The following is a 19669-nucleotide window of genomic DNA, read 5'->3' on the forward strand; positions in this document are numbered from 1 at the left end:
TTCGAAATGAATACTAAACAAAATATTTTTACCTTGTTTAGATTTATTAAATGCATAAATGATTAATAGATTAGCTCAACGAACGCAAGACTAAGGATTGCCCCCTCATAAAAACTTAACTTAAATAACAGAACTAACTCATTAATTTATTATTAAAAATCACCCCCAACCAGTGTGGCAAATAGGCGTAATAACTTAAAAAAGGAATTTCTATCTACAAAAATATATCTGTGATTACACTCTTAACGCAAATAAACCAAAATATACCGAGATTAATATATAGTTTGTTCTTGTAAGTTGTTGTGATAATGGCTTATGTAGTGATACCAGCTTAGAAGTTTAGTTGATTGATTAATTTTCAATTTACTTGCTTAATGTGGCATGAATTATCAATTTATATGGTAAGCAATTATCCTGATACGGATGATGAGATCAAAGCCTATTTGGGGGATGATTGAATTGCATTACAATTGGAAATTACAGCGAAAGCATTCCTTAATTTAGGCGTAAAAACGAAACTTATAAACATAAATGACTTTCAAGTCACAAATATTGGCGAAAAGTTGCAAAATAGTGCATCATACGCGGCTAAACAGAACGAATATTAGAATGCTATTTTTTCGTAAATACGACAAATAGTGATATATTACCGTTACTCGAGAACTGTTACTGTATTGATAACATTCATCTAATTCATATTGTCTGCAAGGTAAATCTAATGAGTGAAAACGAAATTCGACCAACAAATTTTATACGCCAAATCATTGATGAAGACTTAGCTTCAGGTAAACATACACATATACAGACCCGTTTTCCGCCTGAACCTAATGGTTATTTGCATATTGGCCATGCTAAATCCATTTGCTTGAACTTCGGAATTGCTCGCGATTATAAAGGCAAGTGTAATCTCCGCTTTGATGATACTAATCCTGTTAAAGAAGATATTGAGTATGTTGATTCAATCAAACAAGATGTGACTTGGTTAGGTTTTAATTGGGACGGGGACATTCGATATTCTTCAGATTATTTTGAAACACTGCACGCTTATGCCGTGGAGCTAATCGAAAAAGGCTTAGCATATGTAGATGAACTAAGTGCTGATGAGATTAGGGAGTATAGAGGCACTTTGACAGCACCTGGTAAAGAAAGCCCTTATCGTAATCGTACTGTTGAAGAAAATTTAGCACTTTTTGAAAAAATGAGATTAGGCGAAATTCCTGAGGGTAAAGCATGCTTACGGGCTAAGATTGATATGGCTTCCTCATTTATCGTTATGCGCGATCCTGTCATCTACCGCATAAAATTTGCTGACCACCATCAAACTGGTAGTAAATGGTGCATCTACCCTATGTATGATTTTACCCATTGTATCAGCGATGCTATAGAAGGAATTACTCACTCAATTTGTACTCTTGAGTTTCAAGATAATCGCCGTTTATATGACTGGGTACTCGATAACATTACTATTGATTGTCATCCAAGACAATACGAGTTTTCAAGGCTAAACCTAGAATACACTGTTATGTCTAAACGCAAATTAAATCAATTAGTGATGGAAAATCATGTTAATGGATGGGATGATCCTCGTATGCCAACAATCTCTGGATTACGTAGACGTGGTTATACTCCTGCTTCCATAAGAGAATTTTGCTCTAGAATAGGGGTAACAAAACAAGATAATACTGTTGAAATGAGTGCGCTAGAGGCATGTATTAGAGAAGATCTTAATGTCAATGCACCTCGTGCTATGGCGGTACTTGATCCTGTTAAAATTGTTATTGAAAATTTATCTGATGATATTGCAATTAAATTAACGAATCACCCTAATAATGCTGATATGGGTACACGTGATGCCTTATTCACTAAAGAAATTTATATTGATAGGGCTGATTTTAAAGAAGAAGCTAATAAACATTTTAAACGCCTTGTACTTGGGAAAGAAGTACGTTTACGCAACGCCTTTGTTATTAAAGCTATTAATGTTGATAAAGACGAACAAGGTGAGATTACAGCTATTTACTGCACATATGACCCTGAAACGTTAGGAAAAGATCCTGCTGATGGACGTAAAGTAAAAGGTGTTATTCACTGGGTTAATCGTGATGCTTTAAGCGCTAAATTTTATCTTTACGAACGCCTTTTTAGTGTTCCTAATCCTGGAGCAGCTGAAGATTTTTTAACAACCATCAATCCAGATTCGCTTATTATCAAGCAAGGACTGATTGAACCAAGTTTAAAAAGTGCTACGAGCGGACAGACTTTTCAGTTTGAACGTGAGGGATATTTCTGCTTAGATGAAAAATTTAGTACTGAGCAAATGCCTGTTTTTAATCGTACAGTTGGTTTAAGGGATACATGGTCTGAATCAAATAATGCCTAATCATCAATCAAACAGACCGTATTTTAGACCAGACCAAATTTTCGGTTGTAATGCAAATTACGACCGAAATTTTGACGATCTCGCAGAAAAATTTTGTCGTAATATATATGGTTCAACTAAAGGCAAACTTCGACAAATTATTGTGAACGAGGATTTAGATAATTGGTTAAATAGCACAACTATCGCACAAAAAGGCCAACTTAATATTATTGAAGCTGGAGGTGGTGATGGCAGACTTGCGATTGAATGGGCTCAAAAAGGACATAAAGTCACCTTTTGTGATTTATCTCATGAAATGGTCAAACGTGCCGAGTCTTTAGCGAAATCAGAACAGGTTGATCATTTAGTGACTTGTATTCATGCACCCGCGCAACTGCTTTCAAAATATATTACACAAAAAGCTGATATCATTATATGCCATGCTGTGCTTGAGTGGGTAGCAGATCAACCTTCATTTTTGCGTGCACTTTGCAACTGCTTAGCAGAAGATGGTACCTTATCATTAATGTTCTACAATGCAGATGCGGCTTTTTTTCGTAATACGATAATGGGGAATCTTAAAGCTCTTGTAAAGGGTGAAGTGAAAAGAGTCGATAATTCTCTTGTTCCTATGTATCCATTATCTCCACCTGTTGTATATGATTTAATTGAATCGTTAGGATTATCAATTAAAACTAAAACAGGGGTTCGCGTTTTTCATGACTACCTACACGATCCGAAATTAAAAATAAACGAATTTGAAGCATTACTAGCGTTAGAGCAAAGGTATTGCCGAGAGTTCCCTTTTGTTCATTTAGGCCGTTATATACATGTTTTAGCGAGTCGTGAATCATCAGTCCGCCATGATATTTGATACTAAACTGTATTGCATAAATTAACTGAACATAGAAAAATGAAATTATACTTATCACTATGAGCGAACAAATTAGTCACAGTATTCCAGAACTTGTTGATTGGGCTAAAACCCATGATTTTGCTATTCAATTACCACAAGAACGTCTTGTGTTTTTACTTGCCCTTGCAACACTTAATGCAGAGAGAGTAGATGGTGAAATGGGTGAAGGTGATTTAATTGATGTATTTCGCCATGTTAGCCAAAGTTTTGCACAGGCAGATGAAACTATCAATTTAAGAGCTAATAACGCCATAAATGACATGGTTAAACAAAGACTGCTTAACCGTTTTGTCAGTGAATCTGTTGAAGGCAACGCTATTTATCGATTAACTCCATTAGGTATTGGTATCAGTGATTATTATATTCGGCAAAGAGAGTTTTCTACATTAAAACTTTCAATGCAGTTAGCTGTTGTCGCACATGAATTAAAGCGAGCTGCAGATTCTGCTTTAGAAGGAGGAGATGAATTTCATTGGCATAGACATGTTTATGCACCTCTTAAATATTCTGTTGCTGAAATTTTTGATAGTATCGATTTATCACAAAGAATGCTTGATGAACAACAACAATCAGTTAAACAACAAATTGCTGACTTACTCAGTCAGAATTGGCAAAGCGCAATGGCAAGTAGTGAGCAGCTATTATCATCTACATCAAATACTTTAAGAGAACTGCAAGATACCCTTGAAGCGGCTGCTGACAAATTACAAACTCATCTTTTGAGTATTCAGGATGCTATTTTAGCAGAGCCTGATGCCTCTCAAATTGCAGGACAAAATTTAATTGATAAGCTCATTTTTGAATTACAAAACAAACTGGATAGGATTATCAGCTGGGGTCAACAATCGATTGACTTATGGATTGGTTTTGATAAGCATGTGCATAAATTTATTAGAACAGCGATAGATCTTGATAAAAATCGAGTTTTTGCTTCACGGTTAAGACAATCTATTTCTCAGTATTTTGATTCACCTTGGGCTCTAACGACAGTGAACGCTGATCGTCTATTTGACATGAGAGATGAAGAGCTTGGACTTCGCGAAGATGAAGTAACAGGTGAGTTACCAGATGAATTAGAATTTGAAGAATTTAATAGCATTAAAGAGCAATTAACTGCGATGATAGCAGAAGCTTTGACAAAATATCCTGAACAAAATATTCCAATTGATCTAGGGGAAATTTTACGACAATACCTTGCACAATATCCAAGATCAAATCATTTTGACCTTGCTAGAATCATTGTAGACCAAGCAGTACGGTTAGGAGTAGCCGAGGCTGACTTCTCTGGGTTACCAGCTAAATGGCAATCAATTAATGATTTTGGTGCTAAAGTACAAGCACATACCATCACAGCTTTTACTCCTATGATAGAGACTTAATTTAATATTAGAAGCTGAAAGTGATCTAACCACACATTTTAAAATAAATAGATACGAAACATGACCGACAATAGCTTATCACAAAACACTTACGAAACTGCTCCAAGTTTACCTTCTGATAAACCTGCGCACACGGCTATGCCTCCTAAACTTATGCTCGCGTTAATGAGTCCTTTATTTCCTCTTTTAGATAGCCAGCTTAGAGCGGGCAGACACATCAGTATTGAAGAGTTAGAGAACCATGCTTATTTAATGGATTATCAAGAAGCTTTAGAGGAATTTTATAGTAGATATGGTGTTGAGCTTATTAGAGCACCAGAAGGATTCTTTTACTTAAGACCTCGTTCAACAACTATTATTCCTCGTTCAGTGCTCACTGAACTTGATATGCTTGTTGGTAAAATACTGTGCTATCTCTATCTGAGCCCAGAACGATTAGCTAATAACGGCATTTTTACCTATCAAGACATGTATGAAGAATTATTGACGTTAACAGATGAAATAAAGCTACTTAGACTAGTTAACCAACGTTCAACTGGCTCTGATCTTGATAGACAGAAATTACAAGAAAAATTACGTTCATCTATTAATAGACTTAGACGTTTAGGCATGGTCCGCTTTTTAGGAACAGATACCAGTAAATTCACAATAAGTGAATCTGTATTTAGATTTGGAGCAGATGTTAGAGCAGGTGATGATCCTCTTGAGGCACAGTTACGTTTAATTAGAGATGGTGAGGCAATTTCATTACAAAGTCCACTTATAATTGATGATTCACCATCAGAAATAGTAATTGACGATGAAACTCGGGATGCAAGCAGACACAGCGCACATACATTTCCAAATGATTTAGACAGTGAGGTTAGCGAATGATACAGCGTGGAAAATTTAGATCACTTACTTTAATTAACTGGAATGGCTTTTTTGCCCGAACATTTGATTTAGATGAGTTAGTGACAACGCTTTCTGGTGGAAATGGTGCTGGTAAATCAACTACAATGGCAGCATTTGTGACCGCTTTAATACCTGACTTAACCCTACTTCACTTTAGAAATACAACAGAAGCAGGAGCAACGTCTAGCTCAAGAGATAGAGGATTGCATGGTAAATTAAAAGCTGGCGTCTGCTACTCGCTACTTGACACAGTCAATTCCAGAAATCAAAGAGTGATTGCTGGTGTCAGGTTACAACAAGTTGCTGGTAGAGATAAAAAAGTTGATATCAAACCTTTTATTATTCAAGGTTTACCAATGTCCGTTGTCCCAACAGAGTGGGTAACAGAGCGCATTAACGATAAACAAGCCAGAATATTGACCTTACAAGAACTAAAAGATAAATGTGAAGCCAATGAGGGAATATTATTCAAGCAGTTTAATGCAATTACAGACTACCATGCTGTAATGTTTGATTTAGGCTTACTTCCAAGACGATTAAGAAGTAGTGCTGATCGAAGTAAATTCTACCGGTTGATTGAAGCTTCTCTCTATGGTGGTATATCAAGTGCTATCACTCGTTCATTACGTGACTATTTACTACCCGAAAATAGTGGTGTGAGAAAAGCATTTGCTGATATGGAATCGGCATTACGTGAAAACCGTATGACGCTTGAAGCGATTCGAGTAACACAATCAGACAGAGATTTATTTAAACACCTAATAACAGAATCAACACAATATGTCGCTGCTGATTACATGCGTCATCTCAATGAGCGAAGGGTCTTCATTGAACAAGCTCTATCTGTAAGACAAGAACTTAATAATACTCGTAATCAACTGATTTCAGAACAACATAAGCAAGTTGAGCTAGCACGTATCTTACATGAAATCACAGAACAAGAACGAGATCTTGAAATCGACTACCAAGCTGCAGCCGATCATTTATCACTTGTACAAAATGCGCTAAGGCACCAAGAAAAAATCATTCGTTACCAAGAAGAAGCAGAGGAATTACGCTTTAGACTTGAAGAGCAACAAGAACTTGTTGCAGATGCCGAAGAACACCAAATTGCATGTGAAGAAAGAGCACACATAAAAGAAGAAGAAGTAGACGATTTAAAATCTCAGCTTGCAGATTATCAACAAGCTCTAGATGCACAACAAACACGAGTTATTCAATATCAACAAGCAGAACAAGCGTTAGCTAAAGTTAAAAATATCTTTAATGATCCTAATATGACTGTGGATGATGCTGAGCAGCACCTTAAATCAATTGTTCATAAACTAGAGGACTTAACACAGAAACTAGTTAGCTTTGAACAAAAAAAACGCATATCAGATGCTACCTCAAACCAATTTGAAGAAGCTTATACTTTAGTTAAGTCCCTTTATGGTGAGGTTGAGCGTGATGAAGCCTATGCTCAAGCTAAGCTCGCTCTACAAGAGCAATTGCAACATGCTCATCAAGCCGATCAGCTTGTTCATTTACAGCATAAAATTAATGAAATACAGCAAAAGCTGCACCAACAACAAGAAGCAAGCAAGCAACTTAATGAGTTTAACAAACGCTTTAATCTTTCACTTTCTCCTGAAGAAATTATTGATCATATAGATAATATAGAAGCAATGACACAAGCTCTTGCTGATACAGTTGAATCTGCAAATGAAACAAGAATAGAATTTCAGCAAAAAATTGAAATAATTAAGTCTCAGATAGAAGATCAAAAGCGATTTGCACCAAGTTGGATTGCCGCACAAGACGAATTAGAGAAAATAACAAACCAAATTGATAGAACCTTTAATTCTAGTGATGAATTAACTGAATATATGCAAAAATTGATTAGCGATGAACGTGAATTCAATATTAAGCGAGAAAAAGTTCAATTACAAAAAGATAAAATTGAATCTGAAATCGACTATTTAAGTCAAGCTAATGGAAGTGATGAACAGCAGCTCCTTGCTCTTGCTGAGAAATTTGGAGGTATTTTATTATCTGAAATTTATGATGATATTTCACTTGAAGACGCCCCTTATTTTTCTGCTTTATATGGTCCTGCTAGACATGCAATTGTTGTACCTGATCTTAACGCTGTGCGAAATTTACTTGAGGACATTCAAGAATGCCCAGATGACCTCTATCTAATTGAAGGAGATCCTACCGCATTTGATGATAGTGTTTTCAATAAAGAAGAGCTTAATAACGCAGTTCTTGTCAAAGCAGCTGATAATCAATGGCGTTACTCACGTTTTCCTGAGGCGCCTTTATTTGGTAACGCGGCAAGGGAAAAACGCTTAGAAGAATTGCGCATATTACGAGATGAAGCTAATGAAAGCTATGCTGTTATCTCTTTTGATTTGCAAAAAACACAACGATTAATACAAATCTTTAGTGCTTTCGTAGGTAAACATTTAGCAATAGTATTTTCTCCAAATCCAGAAGACACTATCAGCGCATTACAGCAAGAACAAAATAATTTAGAGCGTTTTTTAAATGAGCATCATTTCAAACATCAGCAACAAAAAAATGAATTTGAGCAACTTAAGGAGCAGGCAACTATCCTCAATAGATTATCTGCACGTGTTGATCTTCTCTTAGATGAAGCACTTGTAGACCTACTTGAAGAATTCAAAGAAGAACAAATCGAAGCTGAAATATCAGCACAATATCTTGCTAAGCATGCGAAGACACTTGCCAGGCTCGCACAAATTGTTGATGGATTGCAATCTGACCCACTTAAACAGGATTTTAATCAAGCAGCCTACCAATCACTACTTGAAACTCAAATAACATTAGAAGAACAATCTGTAGCGTTAAGAGAACTTATTCAGAGAAAACAATATTTTGCCTATGCATCATTAATAGCCACCTCGAATAATGATGAAGGGGATAACCCTGAACTGATTGCTAAGTTAAGAGAACAGCTGACAATAGCCGAACAAGAAAGACAACATGCCCGCGAGCAGTTAAAACAGTATCAAGCAAATTTAAATGCCGCTTCTCAAAGTTTTGCTTCACTAAAAAGCGCGTATGATACTAAACAAGATCTGCTATCTGAGTTAGAACAAGAGAAATCTGCTATAGGCATAACAGCTGATGAAGGTAGTGAGGCTAGAGCAGTTGAAAGACGTGACTATTTATCAAATAATTTGAATCAAAACAGGATTAAACATCAACAATTTGACAGACAACTAGTCACGTGTGAGGCTTTAGTCGAGTCACTTTCAAAAAAATTAAAAACAGATGAAAAGCTTTATAAAGAGTTACGCTCTCAGGTGAATGCAACTAAACTCGCTTGGTGTAAAGTGATGGCACTAGTAAAATCTCATAATATAGAAAAGCGACTTCATAAACGTGATTATGCATATTTTGATGCTGATACTCTTAGATCAATGTCTGATAAAGCTCTAGGTTCATTGCGCCTTGCAGTAATGAATAATGAGCATTTAAGAGATGTATTAAGAGCGTCAGAAGATCCTAAGCATCCTGTTAAAAAAGTTGAGTTCTATATCGCTGTTTATTTACATCTGAAAGAAAGAATTAGGCAAGATATTGTCAATACAGACGATCCTATAGATGCAATTGAACAAATGGAAATTGAACTTGGTAGGCTAACTGAAGAGCTAAATACTAGAGAAAAAACATTATCAATAAGTTCACATGCGGTAGCGAATATCATCCGAAAAACTATTCACAGAGAGCAAAGCCGTATTAGACAATTAAACCAAGGACTACAATCTGTTGCCTTTGGACAAGTACAAAGCGTGCGCTTAAATGTAAATATCAGGGAATCTCATGCTGTATTACTAGACGCACTTTCAGATAATGAACAAGATAATCAAGATTTATTTAGTAATGTTAAATACACTTTTTCTGAAGCACTTGCAAAATTGTATCAACGCCTACATCCACAAATTGATATTGGTCAAAAAGCACCACAAACTTTAGGTGAAGAACTACTAGATTATCGTAATTACTTAGATATGGAAGTTGAAATTTTTAGAGGAACAGATGGTTGGTTACGTGCTGAAAGTGGCGCGCTATCAACTGGTGAAGCGATTGGTACGGGAATGTCAATATTGGTTATGGTCGTTCAAAGCTGGGAAGATGAATCCATGCGTATGCGAGGTAAAGATATTCTTCCTTGCCGCCTACTCTTCTTAGATGAAGCTGCGAGACTAGATGCAAAATCCATAGCAACCTTATTCGAGCTTTGTGATAGACTTAATATGCAACTAGTAATAGCTGCTCCTGAAAATATTAGCCCAGAGAAAGGAACAACTTATAAACTTATGCGCAAAGTTCATCAAAATAATGAGTATGTGCATGTTGTCGGCTTAAAGGGATTTGCTCAAACATCTGAAAATTAAATAATGAAAGTAAATTAATTTTTTAAAGGTTTCAAATGTGTGCAAAGCATTGTAAAATATCAGTCAAATTTGATTGAGTAATAGTGTGTGCATTTAATTTTCAATTAGATGCATAACATTTCCGATTGGTTAGCTATACCTAAATAATACAAGTAGATATGCAAAATTACACTAAAAAACTTTTACTGAATTCTTTTACTTCATACTTATTGTTAACTACACCAACAATTTTATTCGCTGAAAATGAACAGATCTCATCGACACCAGTTGAAACACAAGGCGCTAAATTAATCGGGGTTGTTACGCATTCTGATGGTGAAAATACACAACAAGAGCTTATTCAGACTCAATCAACGACTACAGAAGCAACAACTTTGCCTTCTAATGTAAATAGTGTTCCAACTGAAACTAAGTCTTCTGAATCGATTACGAGCCAAGAAATAAATACTAATCAAATATCGGCTACAGATTTTGATTACCAAGCTGCAAAAGCAGAGGCATCTAAATTAGATATCAAATTTATCTTTGATAAAAAAATCGAATCGCTTTACACACAAAATCCAATGCATTTTTGGAATTCTACCAATGATATTAATGCATTTAAAACTCAACTATCTTTAATGGCACTTTCTGGTATTAGCTCTCAATACCAAGAGTGGTTAATGACATTATCAAATGATTCCCTTCCTGATTCTGTCAAAGAGCTCGTTTTAACTGATGCCATGATAGGTTATTTACACTTTACTCAAAATGCACCTAAACAGGGTGATAAATGGCTGTATAAAAATAATTCATACAATCTTATGGCCGCCGATGAGTCTACTTTGTTAAGCTGGATAAATTCAATAAAATCCAATCAACAAACAAAATTCATTAATGACCTCAACCCACAAAATGCACAATTTGAGAAAATGTTCCAGCAATTACAAACGTTGATCAATGCACCTAAAGTTGAATGGCCAACCATTGAAATATCCAAGTCGCTGAAACCAAATACCCCAACAACCCAAGGAGATAACATCGCCTTTGTTCTAAATTATTATGGCATGCTTGATTTACCAGTGTTTGTTAACGCAGAAGAGCAGGATAATAGTGAGACGGCTGAAATAGACAATGTTGTGGCACTTGATAATACCGCTGGCGTATATAACCAGAAATTAATCAATGGCATTAAATATTTTCAACAAAGCTATGGACTTGAATCAGATGGAGTAATCGGTCCTCGTACAGCTGAATGGTTAAATGTGACTCCGGAACATAAAATTTCACTTTTAGCCCTTAACATGCAGCGATTAAGATTAATTCCAGCAAATGTTGAAACTGGGATTATGGTTAATATTCCTGACTACTCACTGCGCTTTTTTAAAGAAGGTGAAATAATCCTAGACTCAAAAGTAATTGTGGGTTCGCCTGCAAGAAAAACTCCGATTATGTCTAACTCAATAAATAGGGTTGTGATTAATCCACCTTGGAGTGTACCAACAAGATTAGCAAAAGAAGATATTGCACCTAAAGGCATTAAAGATCCACACTATTTTGTCAGAAACGGTTACTCATTAGTTGAGTTATCAAATGGTCAACCTATCAGTGTAGATGATATCTTATGGGAAAATGTTAGTGCAGATAGTTTTCCGTTTGCAATAAGACAATCACCAGGCTCTGGTAATTCATTAGGGCGTTACAAATTTGATATGCCAAACGACCAAGCAATTTATTTACATGATACCCCAAATCATAACTTATTTAAAAAAGATATAAGAGCAATAAGCTCTGGTTGTATACGTGTGAATAAATCAACGGAACTTGCTAACTTACTACTAAATGTTGAAAATTGGGATAGTGATAAAATTGCTGGAACAGTTAAAAAAGGAAATACAACGCCTGTTAATTTAGCAAACAGGGTGCCAGTTGAACTCTATTATATGACAGCTTGGATTGATGATGTAGGTACAACACAATTTAGAACCGATATCTACCAATATGATAAAATCTCAAAAAATGGGATCAATATCATTCCAATAGCAGAAAAAATACTTTAGTATAGTTGTACATTTAATCTACATGGATAACAGGTTATGACAAAAACAATAAATACTGAACGACGTAAATGGTTGACACTAGGTGCATTAACACTCGGTGCAACAGCTTTACTGCCAAAAAAATCATTAGCAATTGTTTCGACGGATAGACCACAATCGCTTATGATTAAGAATATAAACACGGGCGAATCATTAAAATTTGAGATGTTTCCACAACAACATGTTGATCAACATCAATTATCTGATCTGTCATACCTGTTTAGAGATCACAGAAGTGAAAAAACTAAGACTATTGATCCAGGTTTATTTGATCAACTCTTTAGATTACAAGTTTTACTTGGTGTTCAAAAACCTATTTTATTGATTTCTGGTTACAGAGCAAAAGAAACTAACAATTCTATGCGTGGCAAGAAACGTGGTGTAGCTAAAGATAGTTATCATACGAAAGCACAAGCAATGGACTTTAGAATTGAAGGCGTACAACTTAGTAATATCCGCAACGCAATGCTCAAAATCAAAGCTGGTGGTGTAGGTTACTATGCTAAAAGTAATTTTGTACATATTGATACGGGTCCAGTTAGAACATGGTAAATTCAAGCGGAAGTATTCAATATCTTTGGTTCCCAGTCACACCATTTGAGCAAAACTGTAGTTTAATTTGGTGTTCTGTTACTAATGAAGCTGTGATTGTTGATCCTGGCGGTTCATCTCCTGAGCTGGAGAAAAAAATAACCGAACTTAATCTTTCAATAAAAGCAATTTGGCTAACCCATGGGCATTGGGATCATGCTGGAGCTGGAAAATACTACGCTGATAAATATAATATCGAGATACTAGGTCCTCATATCGAAGATACTTTTCTATTTGAATCGTTACCTGAGCAAGCAGCTAGGTTTGGTTTAAGTTCCGAAACTGAAGCTTACCTACCAAGTAAATGGTTAAAAGAAGGTGATTCAGTCGAAATTGGGAAATTAAAATTTGATGTTTTACACTGCCCTGGCCATACACCTGGACATATTGTTTTTATCGAGAAAACACAAGGGAAAGCGTGGGTTGGCGACGTTCTTTTCAATGGCAGCATAGGGCGTACTGATTTTCCAAGAGGAAATACCGCAGATCTTCTTTCTTCTATAAAAAATAAATTATTACCACTTGGTGATGACATTGAATTTTATCCAGGTCATGGTAGTAGTTCAACTTTTGGTAGAGAAAAACGTTATAACCCATTTCTCAAATAAGCCAAAAGTGGGGAATTATTATGCAATTGAACAACAAATTACATTGAACGATTGCGTAATGAAGTGAATTTATGTATCATTCGCATCCGTAAACAGATACACCCAATGTTCGCGCTCTTAGCTCAGTCGGATAGAGCAACGGCCTTCTAAGCCGTAGGTCGCTGGTTCGAATCCAGCAGGGCGCACCATATCAAATTAAATTCAAACTAAACCCATCCGATTAATAACTCTTCAATAATTTCGTTATTATTAATATTCTTCATGGTTAAAATAATTCATATTGCTAAGCTTGATAGTTAACGTTCTACAAAATAATTAGTTTATATGTTCCCCTTAATCAGTTGATTAAAAGGAAAATATCATACAATTAATGCAAAGATTCAGCATGAAGACTGATATCAAGCCCTGTTAATTCTTGTTCATGATTAACTCGCGTTTCTTTAAAAATATAACATGCTACTTTTATACCAAAAACACTGACTAAAGCTGACCAAATCATTGTCAAAATAGCACCTTCTAATTGAATCCATAGTTGCCAAATTAGATCCTTAAAGTTACCCAGTTCAGTTCCTCCTAAAAAATTAAAGCAAAATATACCTGTTAGGAAAGCGCCAAAAATCCCCCCTACCCCATGGATACCGAAAACATCTAAACTATCGTCTATCCTGTAACGATGTTTTATTATTTCAACTATAAAATAACAGCCAACTGTAGTCAGCAAGCTAATTGCAAATGCCCCCCACAAACCTACAAATGCAGCTGCAGGGGTGATCCCAACTAATCCTGCTATTAAACCTGAACAAAGACCTAATAATGATACTTTACCATGCATCATTTTTTCTATTATTGCCCAGGTTACAATACCGACAACTCCTGCTATTAGGGTATTTGCAAATGCAACTAACATACTAAATGAAATCCCAAGCGCCGAGCCAGCATTAAAGCCAAACCACCCTAACCACATAAAAGCGACACCAATATATGTCATAACTAAATTATGAGGTTTGAGATTATCTCGACCAAATCCTTTTCTTTTACCTATTAGAAAAGCGCCAACAATAGCCGCAACACCTGCATTAATATGTACAACTGTCCCACCTGCAAAATCAAGCGCTCCTCGTTCAAATAACCAACCTGGATTAAGTTCGCTAGAATACCAAACCATATGTGCGATAGGCAGATATGAGAGTGTAAACCAGATGGCTATAAATATAAGTAAACTCCCTAGCTTAATTCTTTCAACTAACGCACCAACAATTAATGCACAAGCTAGTCCTGCAAACATTGCTTGAAAAAGCATAAAATTTAATTCTGGTATATCATCAGTCAGCATTAAAGTATTATCAGCCAAATTTATCATGCCGCTCAACCCAAAACGACTGAAACCTCCAATTAGTGAGTTAAATTCCGTGAAAACAAGAGAATATCCATAAACAAACCATAGTACTACCCCTACTACAAATGCTGTAGTAACTTGAATAACAACTGAAAGTGTATTTTTACGCCTTACCATTCCAGCATAAAATAAAGCCATACCTGGAATGACCATAATTAAGACAAGTAATGTTGAAAGAATAATCCAAAGAGTATTTACAAGATTGATTTCAGAAATAACATCCATTGTTTTACTACCTCCGTCATGCTAAAACCTCTAGCGATTGTATTTAAAAAGAATGTGATAATTATAAAAATGTGACTCATATCATAATTTAATGAGAAAATGAGCTTAACGCAATATTTTTTAACTTTTTTATAAAATTATTTTTACACTAATGATAAACTAAAGATAATACGTTAAATTAAGCCGTTGATATCTATTCTATAAACTTACATTAAAGCATTTTCAATTATAAGCAATTGAAAATAAAGCACTGCAAAAATCCCAATAAAAACATATTAACTAATAGTCTAATTTTCAGTTACTTAATTTGTATGTAGTCATGCGTATTCATGAGAAAATGATATTCTAATCTATTCAAATTAAGATATTGACTTCAGTAGGCGTTACCTGAATAAAATAGCAGTTGAATTCTTAAAACAAATAGGATGCCATAAGCCTACTCAATCTGTATAATGAGTGGACTTTTATGCATATAATCATTACTAATCAAAGTTTCCAAATAATAAATTAAGATAATTTTAGAACATGAGCAAAGTTACATTTTATTACGGTACCATGAATGCTGGTAAAACTACCTTACTACTTCAAGCAGCCTTTAACTACAAAGAACAAGGCTTAGTGCCTATTATCATTAAACCTAGTATCGACACAAGAACAGGTACAGATGCTTCAATTGCATCTCGAGTTGGCCTAAGCCAGCCCTGCCTGCTACTAGGACCAGACCAAACTATCTCAGGATTATTATTAGATCTAGCTGAAAAACCTGACATTGTTATTGTTGATGAAATTCATTTTTTAACGGCTCACCAAGCTAAAGACCTTCTAAATCACGCAGTCATGCATGATCAAGCTTTTATTTGCTATGGGCTGCGTAATGACTACAAAGGCCAAGCTTTTGAGGCTTCTTCTATTCTCATGGCAAACGCTGATAGTTTAAAAGAAGTAAAGACAATTTGTCGTTGTGGTAAAAAAGCAACACATGTGGTACGTTATTTCGAGAATGGCGAAATTGATCTTGGCTTTCAACAAATTCAGATTGGTGGCAATGAGAGTTATCGGTCGATGTGCAGAGTATGTCATACTCATACCTTGCAAAGAGGCACTATATAGCTAATTATACAAGTAAGCATTCTACTGTTGGATGTAAGTGAAAGGTGAGTATTAAAAAGACAATTAAATACTAAGTACAAAAGAGCCATGAATTGTACCATGGCCCTCTAGGTAAACTAAATTTACTTAAGCTAGCTTAAACATAGCTACAGCAGCAGAGAGCTTATCAGCTTCGTTATCAAGTTCCATACTTTCTTGCTCTAATACATGCATTAAATCGCTACTTTCATGGATTACCCTCTCCATTTCGTTCACGGCTTGAGCAATCATATCTATGCCTCTGCTTTGCTCATCTGAAGAGTCTGAAATATTACCAATATTTTCAGTAACTTTTTCGACAGCTGTGACAATTTCATCGATAGTAACTCCTGCATTTTGAACAAGTTCAACACCTTTTTCAACGTGGAGGATTGAATCATCTATCAATGCTTTAATTTCTCTTGCTGCTTGGGCACTTCTTTGTGCTAGATTTCTGACTTCACCAGCAACAACCGCAAAACCTCTACCTTGTTCCCCTGCTCTTGCTGCTTCAACAGCGGCATTTAATGCTAGGATATTTGTTTGAAATGCAATACCATCAATCACTGCTGTGATAGCACCTATCTTATGAGAGCTTTCCGAAATTTCGGCCATAGTTGTTACTACAGACTGTGTAATCTCCCCGCCTTTTTGTGCCGCTTTAGATGTTTCTGCTGCAACTTCAGCTGCAGCATGTGCACTTTGGGCATTTAATTTAACAGTTGACGTAAGTTCAACCATACTCGATGCTGTTTGTTCAAGAGCTGCTGCTTGTTGATCGGTTCTTGCTGCTACTTCAGTATTTCGTTTCATCATGTCCGTCACTCCATCAACCATGATATGAGTTGAATCGCGCACTGCACTCACTGTTTCTATTAAATAGCTTTGCATTTTTTTAAAATAACTGAATATTCTGACCATTTCAGCACTACCTTCACTTTGTATAGATTGCGTCAAATCACCTTCAGTAATCGATTTAAATTGTGATAATAATGTTTCTAATGGGTGTGTAATCGCTTTTCTGATCCAAAAAATAGAACCAACAGTTCCAATTAAACATAAAATAATGATAAGAATAAGTTGAGCTAACGAGGCACTATGCTCTTTTTCATTTTGAATGGATAATTTACCTACAATTCCATCCATCTTCATCGCAAAATTTTGCATGTTATTTTCAAGTGTTAATTGCAAGGTTACTAATTTTTCTAACTCAAGTGGTTGAGTTGCATTAGACCTTATCATTTCCATTTTTTGAAGAACAAGTGATAGTAAATCATTAAATTCTTTAGCTATAACTTCAGTTTCAGTTGAATTATAACCAAGCTCACGGTTGACATCTAAAAAAGCCTCAAAGCTTGATTTACTTTTATTTAAACTATCAGCTGTTTTCTTCAATGCATTTTCCAAGCTAGCATTATCTGAAATAGCTTTAAAATATGCCGCTTGATTTAGATGAATTTGCGTATGTAAAATATCAACCCATGCTTGCACTAACGTGTCATGCTGTTCATTTACACCTAATGTTGTTTCAAATCCATGGAAAGCATGTTTAGCTCTATTAAAACTGATTCCAGAACTTGCAAGCTGTACAATAGTAAAGCAGATAACTAGTAGCAATAGCCCTGTTGATAACTTAATTTTATTCATAATGCAATCACCTTATAGTTTTCGATACAAAAGTATTAAATAGATTTACCATCTCCCATTAAAATGGCAATTTTTTTCCCATGATGATTATTTTCTAGCATAATTTTTATAATAATTGTAAGTGGTACAGATAAAAACATTCCTACTGGTCCTAGCAGCCATCCCCAAAAAATAAGCGACATAAAAACTGTCAAAGTAGATAACCCTAACCCTTTTCCCATTAATCTGGTATCAATTATATTACCCATAATAATATTAACAATCAGATACCCTATTGCGATAATGATAGCATCATAAAAACCACCTAACAATAAAGCTTGGATGATCGGAAAAATTGCAGCTAATATAGAGCCGACATTAGGGATAAAATTTAGAGCAAATGCTAAAACACCCCATAAAAAAGCAAACCTAACATCCATATAAGTTAAAAATATCCAAATAATAATTCCTGTTACCATACTAACAAAAGTTTTTATTAATAAATACTTACTAACTGCATTCACGGCTCGCTGAAAATGTTTCATACTGACATCAGGCTCAGTAAGTACTTTTTTTAACTTAATCGGAATTAATCGTACTTCAAATAACATAAAAACACATAGCATGGTGACTAACAAAATTCTGCTCATTGCGCCTGACAAATGTGATAATAATCCGGTAGCAAAAGTAAATAATGAACTAGGATCGAAAATTTTCATGACTTCTTCAGCGGAAAAATGAATATCAAACTTAGCAGCTTGAACTTCCAACTGATTCAGTTTACTCATTAATATTTGTGCATATTCAGGATAAGCCCTGATAAAATCATTTAATGAGCTTGCTAACATTGTCATAATTGCCATAAAAACAGAAATGATAACAAGCACAATAAAAGTAATAGCTATCCCTCTTGGCACTTTAAGTTGTTGTAATTTTGCTGCAACTGGGTGCAGAATTACTGCAAAAAAAGCGGCTAATAAAATCAAAATGACTATAGATCCGGCTGTTTTAATCCCAGCTAATAAGACTACTATTGAAGCAAAAATAAATAATACCTGCCGTGCTGACATCAAATTACTCTCGTTTTTTTCATCCGTCATAATCAAGTCCTTTTATTATATTATCGTGTCTTTTTATATTGTTTAGCTGAATCGGGCACTGGCTTAATTTCTCCTGTCTCAAGCCATGTTTTAATTCTATTTGCATCAGCAAAATGAGTTTGCTTACCAAATGCATCTAAGACAACTAATGTAACCTGCTTATTATTGATTGTTGTTAACATCACTAAACAGTGTCCTGCTGCATTCGTAAATCCCGTTTTAGTCAACCTTATATCCCATTTATCATTAAATACAAGGTGATTAGTATTTCTAAAGGGGAGAGTATAGGAAGGCTTTTGAAAATTTGCTTCAAATGTATCTATTCTACTCCATTGTTGAATCAAAGGCTGTTTATTAAGCGCGATTAATAAACGGGTTAAATCTTCTGCTGTTGAAATATTTTTTTCGGATAAACCTGTCGGTTCAACAAAATTTGTATTAATCATACCAAGCTCTGATGCCTTGCGATTCATTTGTGTGATAAAAGCATCGTATCCCTTAGAATAATGATGTGCTAAAGCTGAAGCTGCTCTATTTTCAGATGACATCAACATGATAATAAGCAGATCCTTTCTACTTAGTTGACTACCAACTTTTACCCTTGATTTCACTCCAACTAACTCTTTAGTTTTATCGATATCAACCGTCAATAACTCATCAAATGGTTGGTTATCTTCAAGAATCACTAATGCTGTCATTAGCTTGGTAATTGATGCTATTGGAACAATTTTATTTGGCTGCTCACTATAAAGAACCTCTTGTCCTTGCATATCAAATACTAATGCACTAGTTGATGCAATTTCAAATAATTGAGAAGATTTATCTTTTGCAGCTAAAGGGGATATTAAACTAATAAAACATAGTATTACTACAATTATTTTTTTCATAAATTTAGTTAAGATAAGGTTAAAATGGAGACAAAAAAAAAGCGACTATCTGAGAGCCGCTTTTATCTACACT

13 protein-coding genes and 1 tRNA gene are annotated in these 19669 nt (G+C 35.2%); 10 read left to right on the forward strand and 4 right to left on the reverse strand.

The window, feature by feature from the left end; all coding sequences use genetic code 11:
• Nucleotides 1-718: 718 nt before the first annotated feature.
• The 9 genes from glnS to BMW37_RS02525 all read left to right on the forward strand — a co-directional run bounded on the left by glnS (nt 719) and on the right by BMW37_RS02525 (nt 13422).
• Nucleotides 719-2380: a glutamine--tRNA ligase gene (gene glnS, locus BMW37_RS02485; RefSeq protein ID WP_093317552.1), complete on the forward strand. Its 1662-nt coding sequence runs from the start codon at nt 719-721 to the stop codon at nt 2378-2380.
• The gene (locus BMW37_RS02490; RefSeq protein WP_093317553.1) at nt 2373-3233 is read left to right on the forward strand and encodes a methyltransferase domain-containing protein; all 861 of its coding nucleotides are present in this window, start codon (nt 2373-2375) and stop codon (nt 3231-3233) included. The genes glnS and BMW37_RS02490 overlap by 8 nt, the downstream gene beginning before the upstream one ends.
• Nucleotides 3234-3292: 59 nt before the next feature.
• Nucleotides 3293-4654 carry a chromosome partition protein MukF gene (mukF, locus tag BMW37_RS02495; protein WP_093317555.1) on the forward strand — a complete coding sequence of 454 codons (1362 nt, stop codon included), beginning with the start codon at nt 3293-3295 and terminating at the stop codon, nt 4652-4654.
• A 138-nt stretch (nt 4655-4792) separates the two neighbouring features.
• A complete protein-coding gene (gene mukE, locus BMW37_RS02500; RefSeq protein ID WP_093317721.1) occupies nt 4793-5527 on the forward strand; it encodes a chromosome partition protein MukE in 735 nt (244 codons plus the stop codon).
• A complete protein-coding gene (mukB, locus tag BMW37_RS02505; protein WP_093317556.1) occupies nt 5524-9957 on the forward strand; it encodes a chromosome partition protein MukB in 4434 nt (1477 codons plus the stop codon). Before mukE ends, mukB begins: the two co-directional genes overlap by 4 nt.
• Before the next feature lie 158 nt (nt 9958-10115).
• Nucleotides 10116-11996 (forward strand): L,D-transpeptidase, encoded by a 1881-nt coding sequence (gene ldtD / locus BMW37_RS02510; protein WP_093317558.1) that lies wholly within the window; start codon nt 10116-10118, stop codon nt 11994-11996.
• Between the two features lie 36 nt (nt 11997-12032).
• Nucleotides 12033-12587, forward strand: a complete 555-nt coding sequence (mepK, locus tag BMW37_RS02515) for a peptidoglycan L,D-endopeptidase MepK (RefSeq protein WP_093317559.1) — start codon at nt 12033-12035, stop codon at nt 12585-12587.
• Between the two features lie 14 nt (nt 12588-12601).
• Nucleotides 12602-13234 carry an MBL fold metallo-hydrolase gene (locus tag BMW37_RS02520; protein WP_093317722.1) on the forward strand — a complete coding sequence of 211 codons (633 nt, stop codon included), beginning with the start codon at nt 12602-12604 and terminating at the stop codon, nt 13232-13234.
• Between the two features lie 111 nt (nt 13235-13345).
• Nucleotides 13346-13422: transfer RNA gene (locus tag BMW37_RS02525), tRNA-Arg, on the forward strand.
• A 179-nt stretch (nt 13423-13601) separates the two neighbouring features.
• On the opposite strand, the gene BMW37_RS02530 is transcribed toward BMW37_RS02525, so the two are convergent.
• Nucleotides 13602-14855 carry an ammonium transporter gene (locus tag BMW37_RS02530; RefSeq protein WP_093317560.1) on the reverse strand — a complete coding sequence of 418 codons (1254 nt, stop codon included), beginning with the start codon at nt 14853-14855 and terminating at the stop codon, nt 13602-13604.
• A gap of 525 nt (nt 14856-15380) precedes the next feature.
• Between BMW37_RS02530 and BMW37_RS02535 the strand changes: the two genes are divergently transcribed.
• Nucleotides 15381-15965, forward strand: a complete 585-nt coding sequence (locus BMW37_RS02535; protein WP_093317562.1) for a thymidine kinase — start codon at nt 15381-15383, stop codon at nt 15963-15965.
• Between the two features lie 126 nt (nt 15966-16091).
• Here BMW37_RS02535 and BMW37_RS02540 read toward each other — a convergent pair whose 3' ends face one another.
• Genes BMW37_RS02540 through pbpG form a run of 3 tightly spaced genes read right to left on the reverse strand, consistent with a single transcriptional unit; the run spans nt 16092 to nt 19596 of the window.
• Nucleotides 16092-17630: a methyl-accepting chemotaxis protein gene (locus BMW37_RS02540; RefSeq protein ID WP_093317563.1), complete on the reverse strand. Its 1539-nt coding sequence runs from the start codon at nt 17628-17630 to the stop codon at nt 16092-16094.
• 35 nt (nt 17631-17665) lie between these two features.
• Nucleotides 17666-18709, reverse strand: coding sequence for an AI-2E family transporter (locus BMW37_RS02545; RefSeq protein ID WP_093317565.1), 1044 nt, complete (start codon nt 18707-18709; stop codon nt 17666-17668).
• Between the two features lie 20 nt (nt 18710-18729).
• Nucleotides 18730-19596 (reverse strand): D-alanyl-D-alanine endopeptidase, encoded by an 867-nt coding sequence (pbpG, locus tag BMW37_RS02550; protein ID WP_093317566.1) that lies wholly within the window; start codon nt 19594-19596, stop codon nt 18730-18732.
• Nucleotides 19597-19669: the final 73 nt, after the last annotated feature.

The sequence above is a fragment of the Thorsellia anophelis DSM 18579 genome, assembly GCF_900111395.1.
GTDB classification, from domain to species: Bacteria; Pseudomonadota; Gammaproteobacteria; order Enterobacterales; family Thorselliaceae; genus Thorsellia; species Thorsellia anophelis.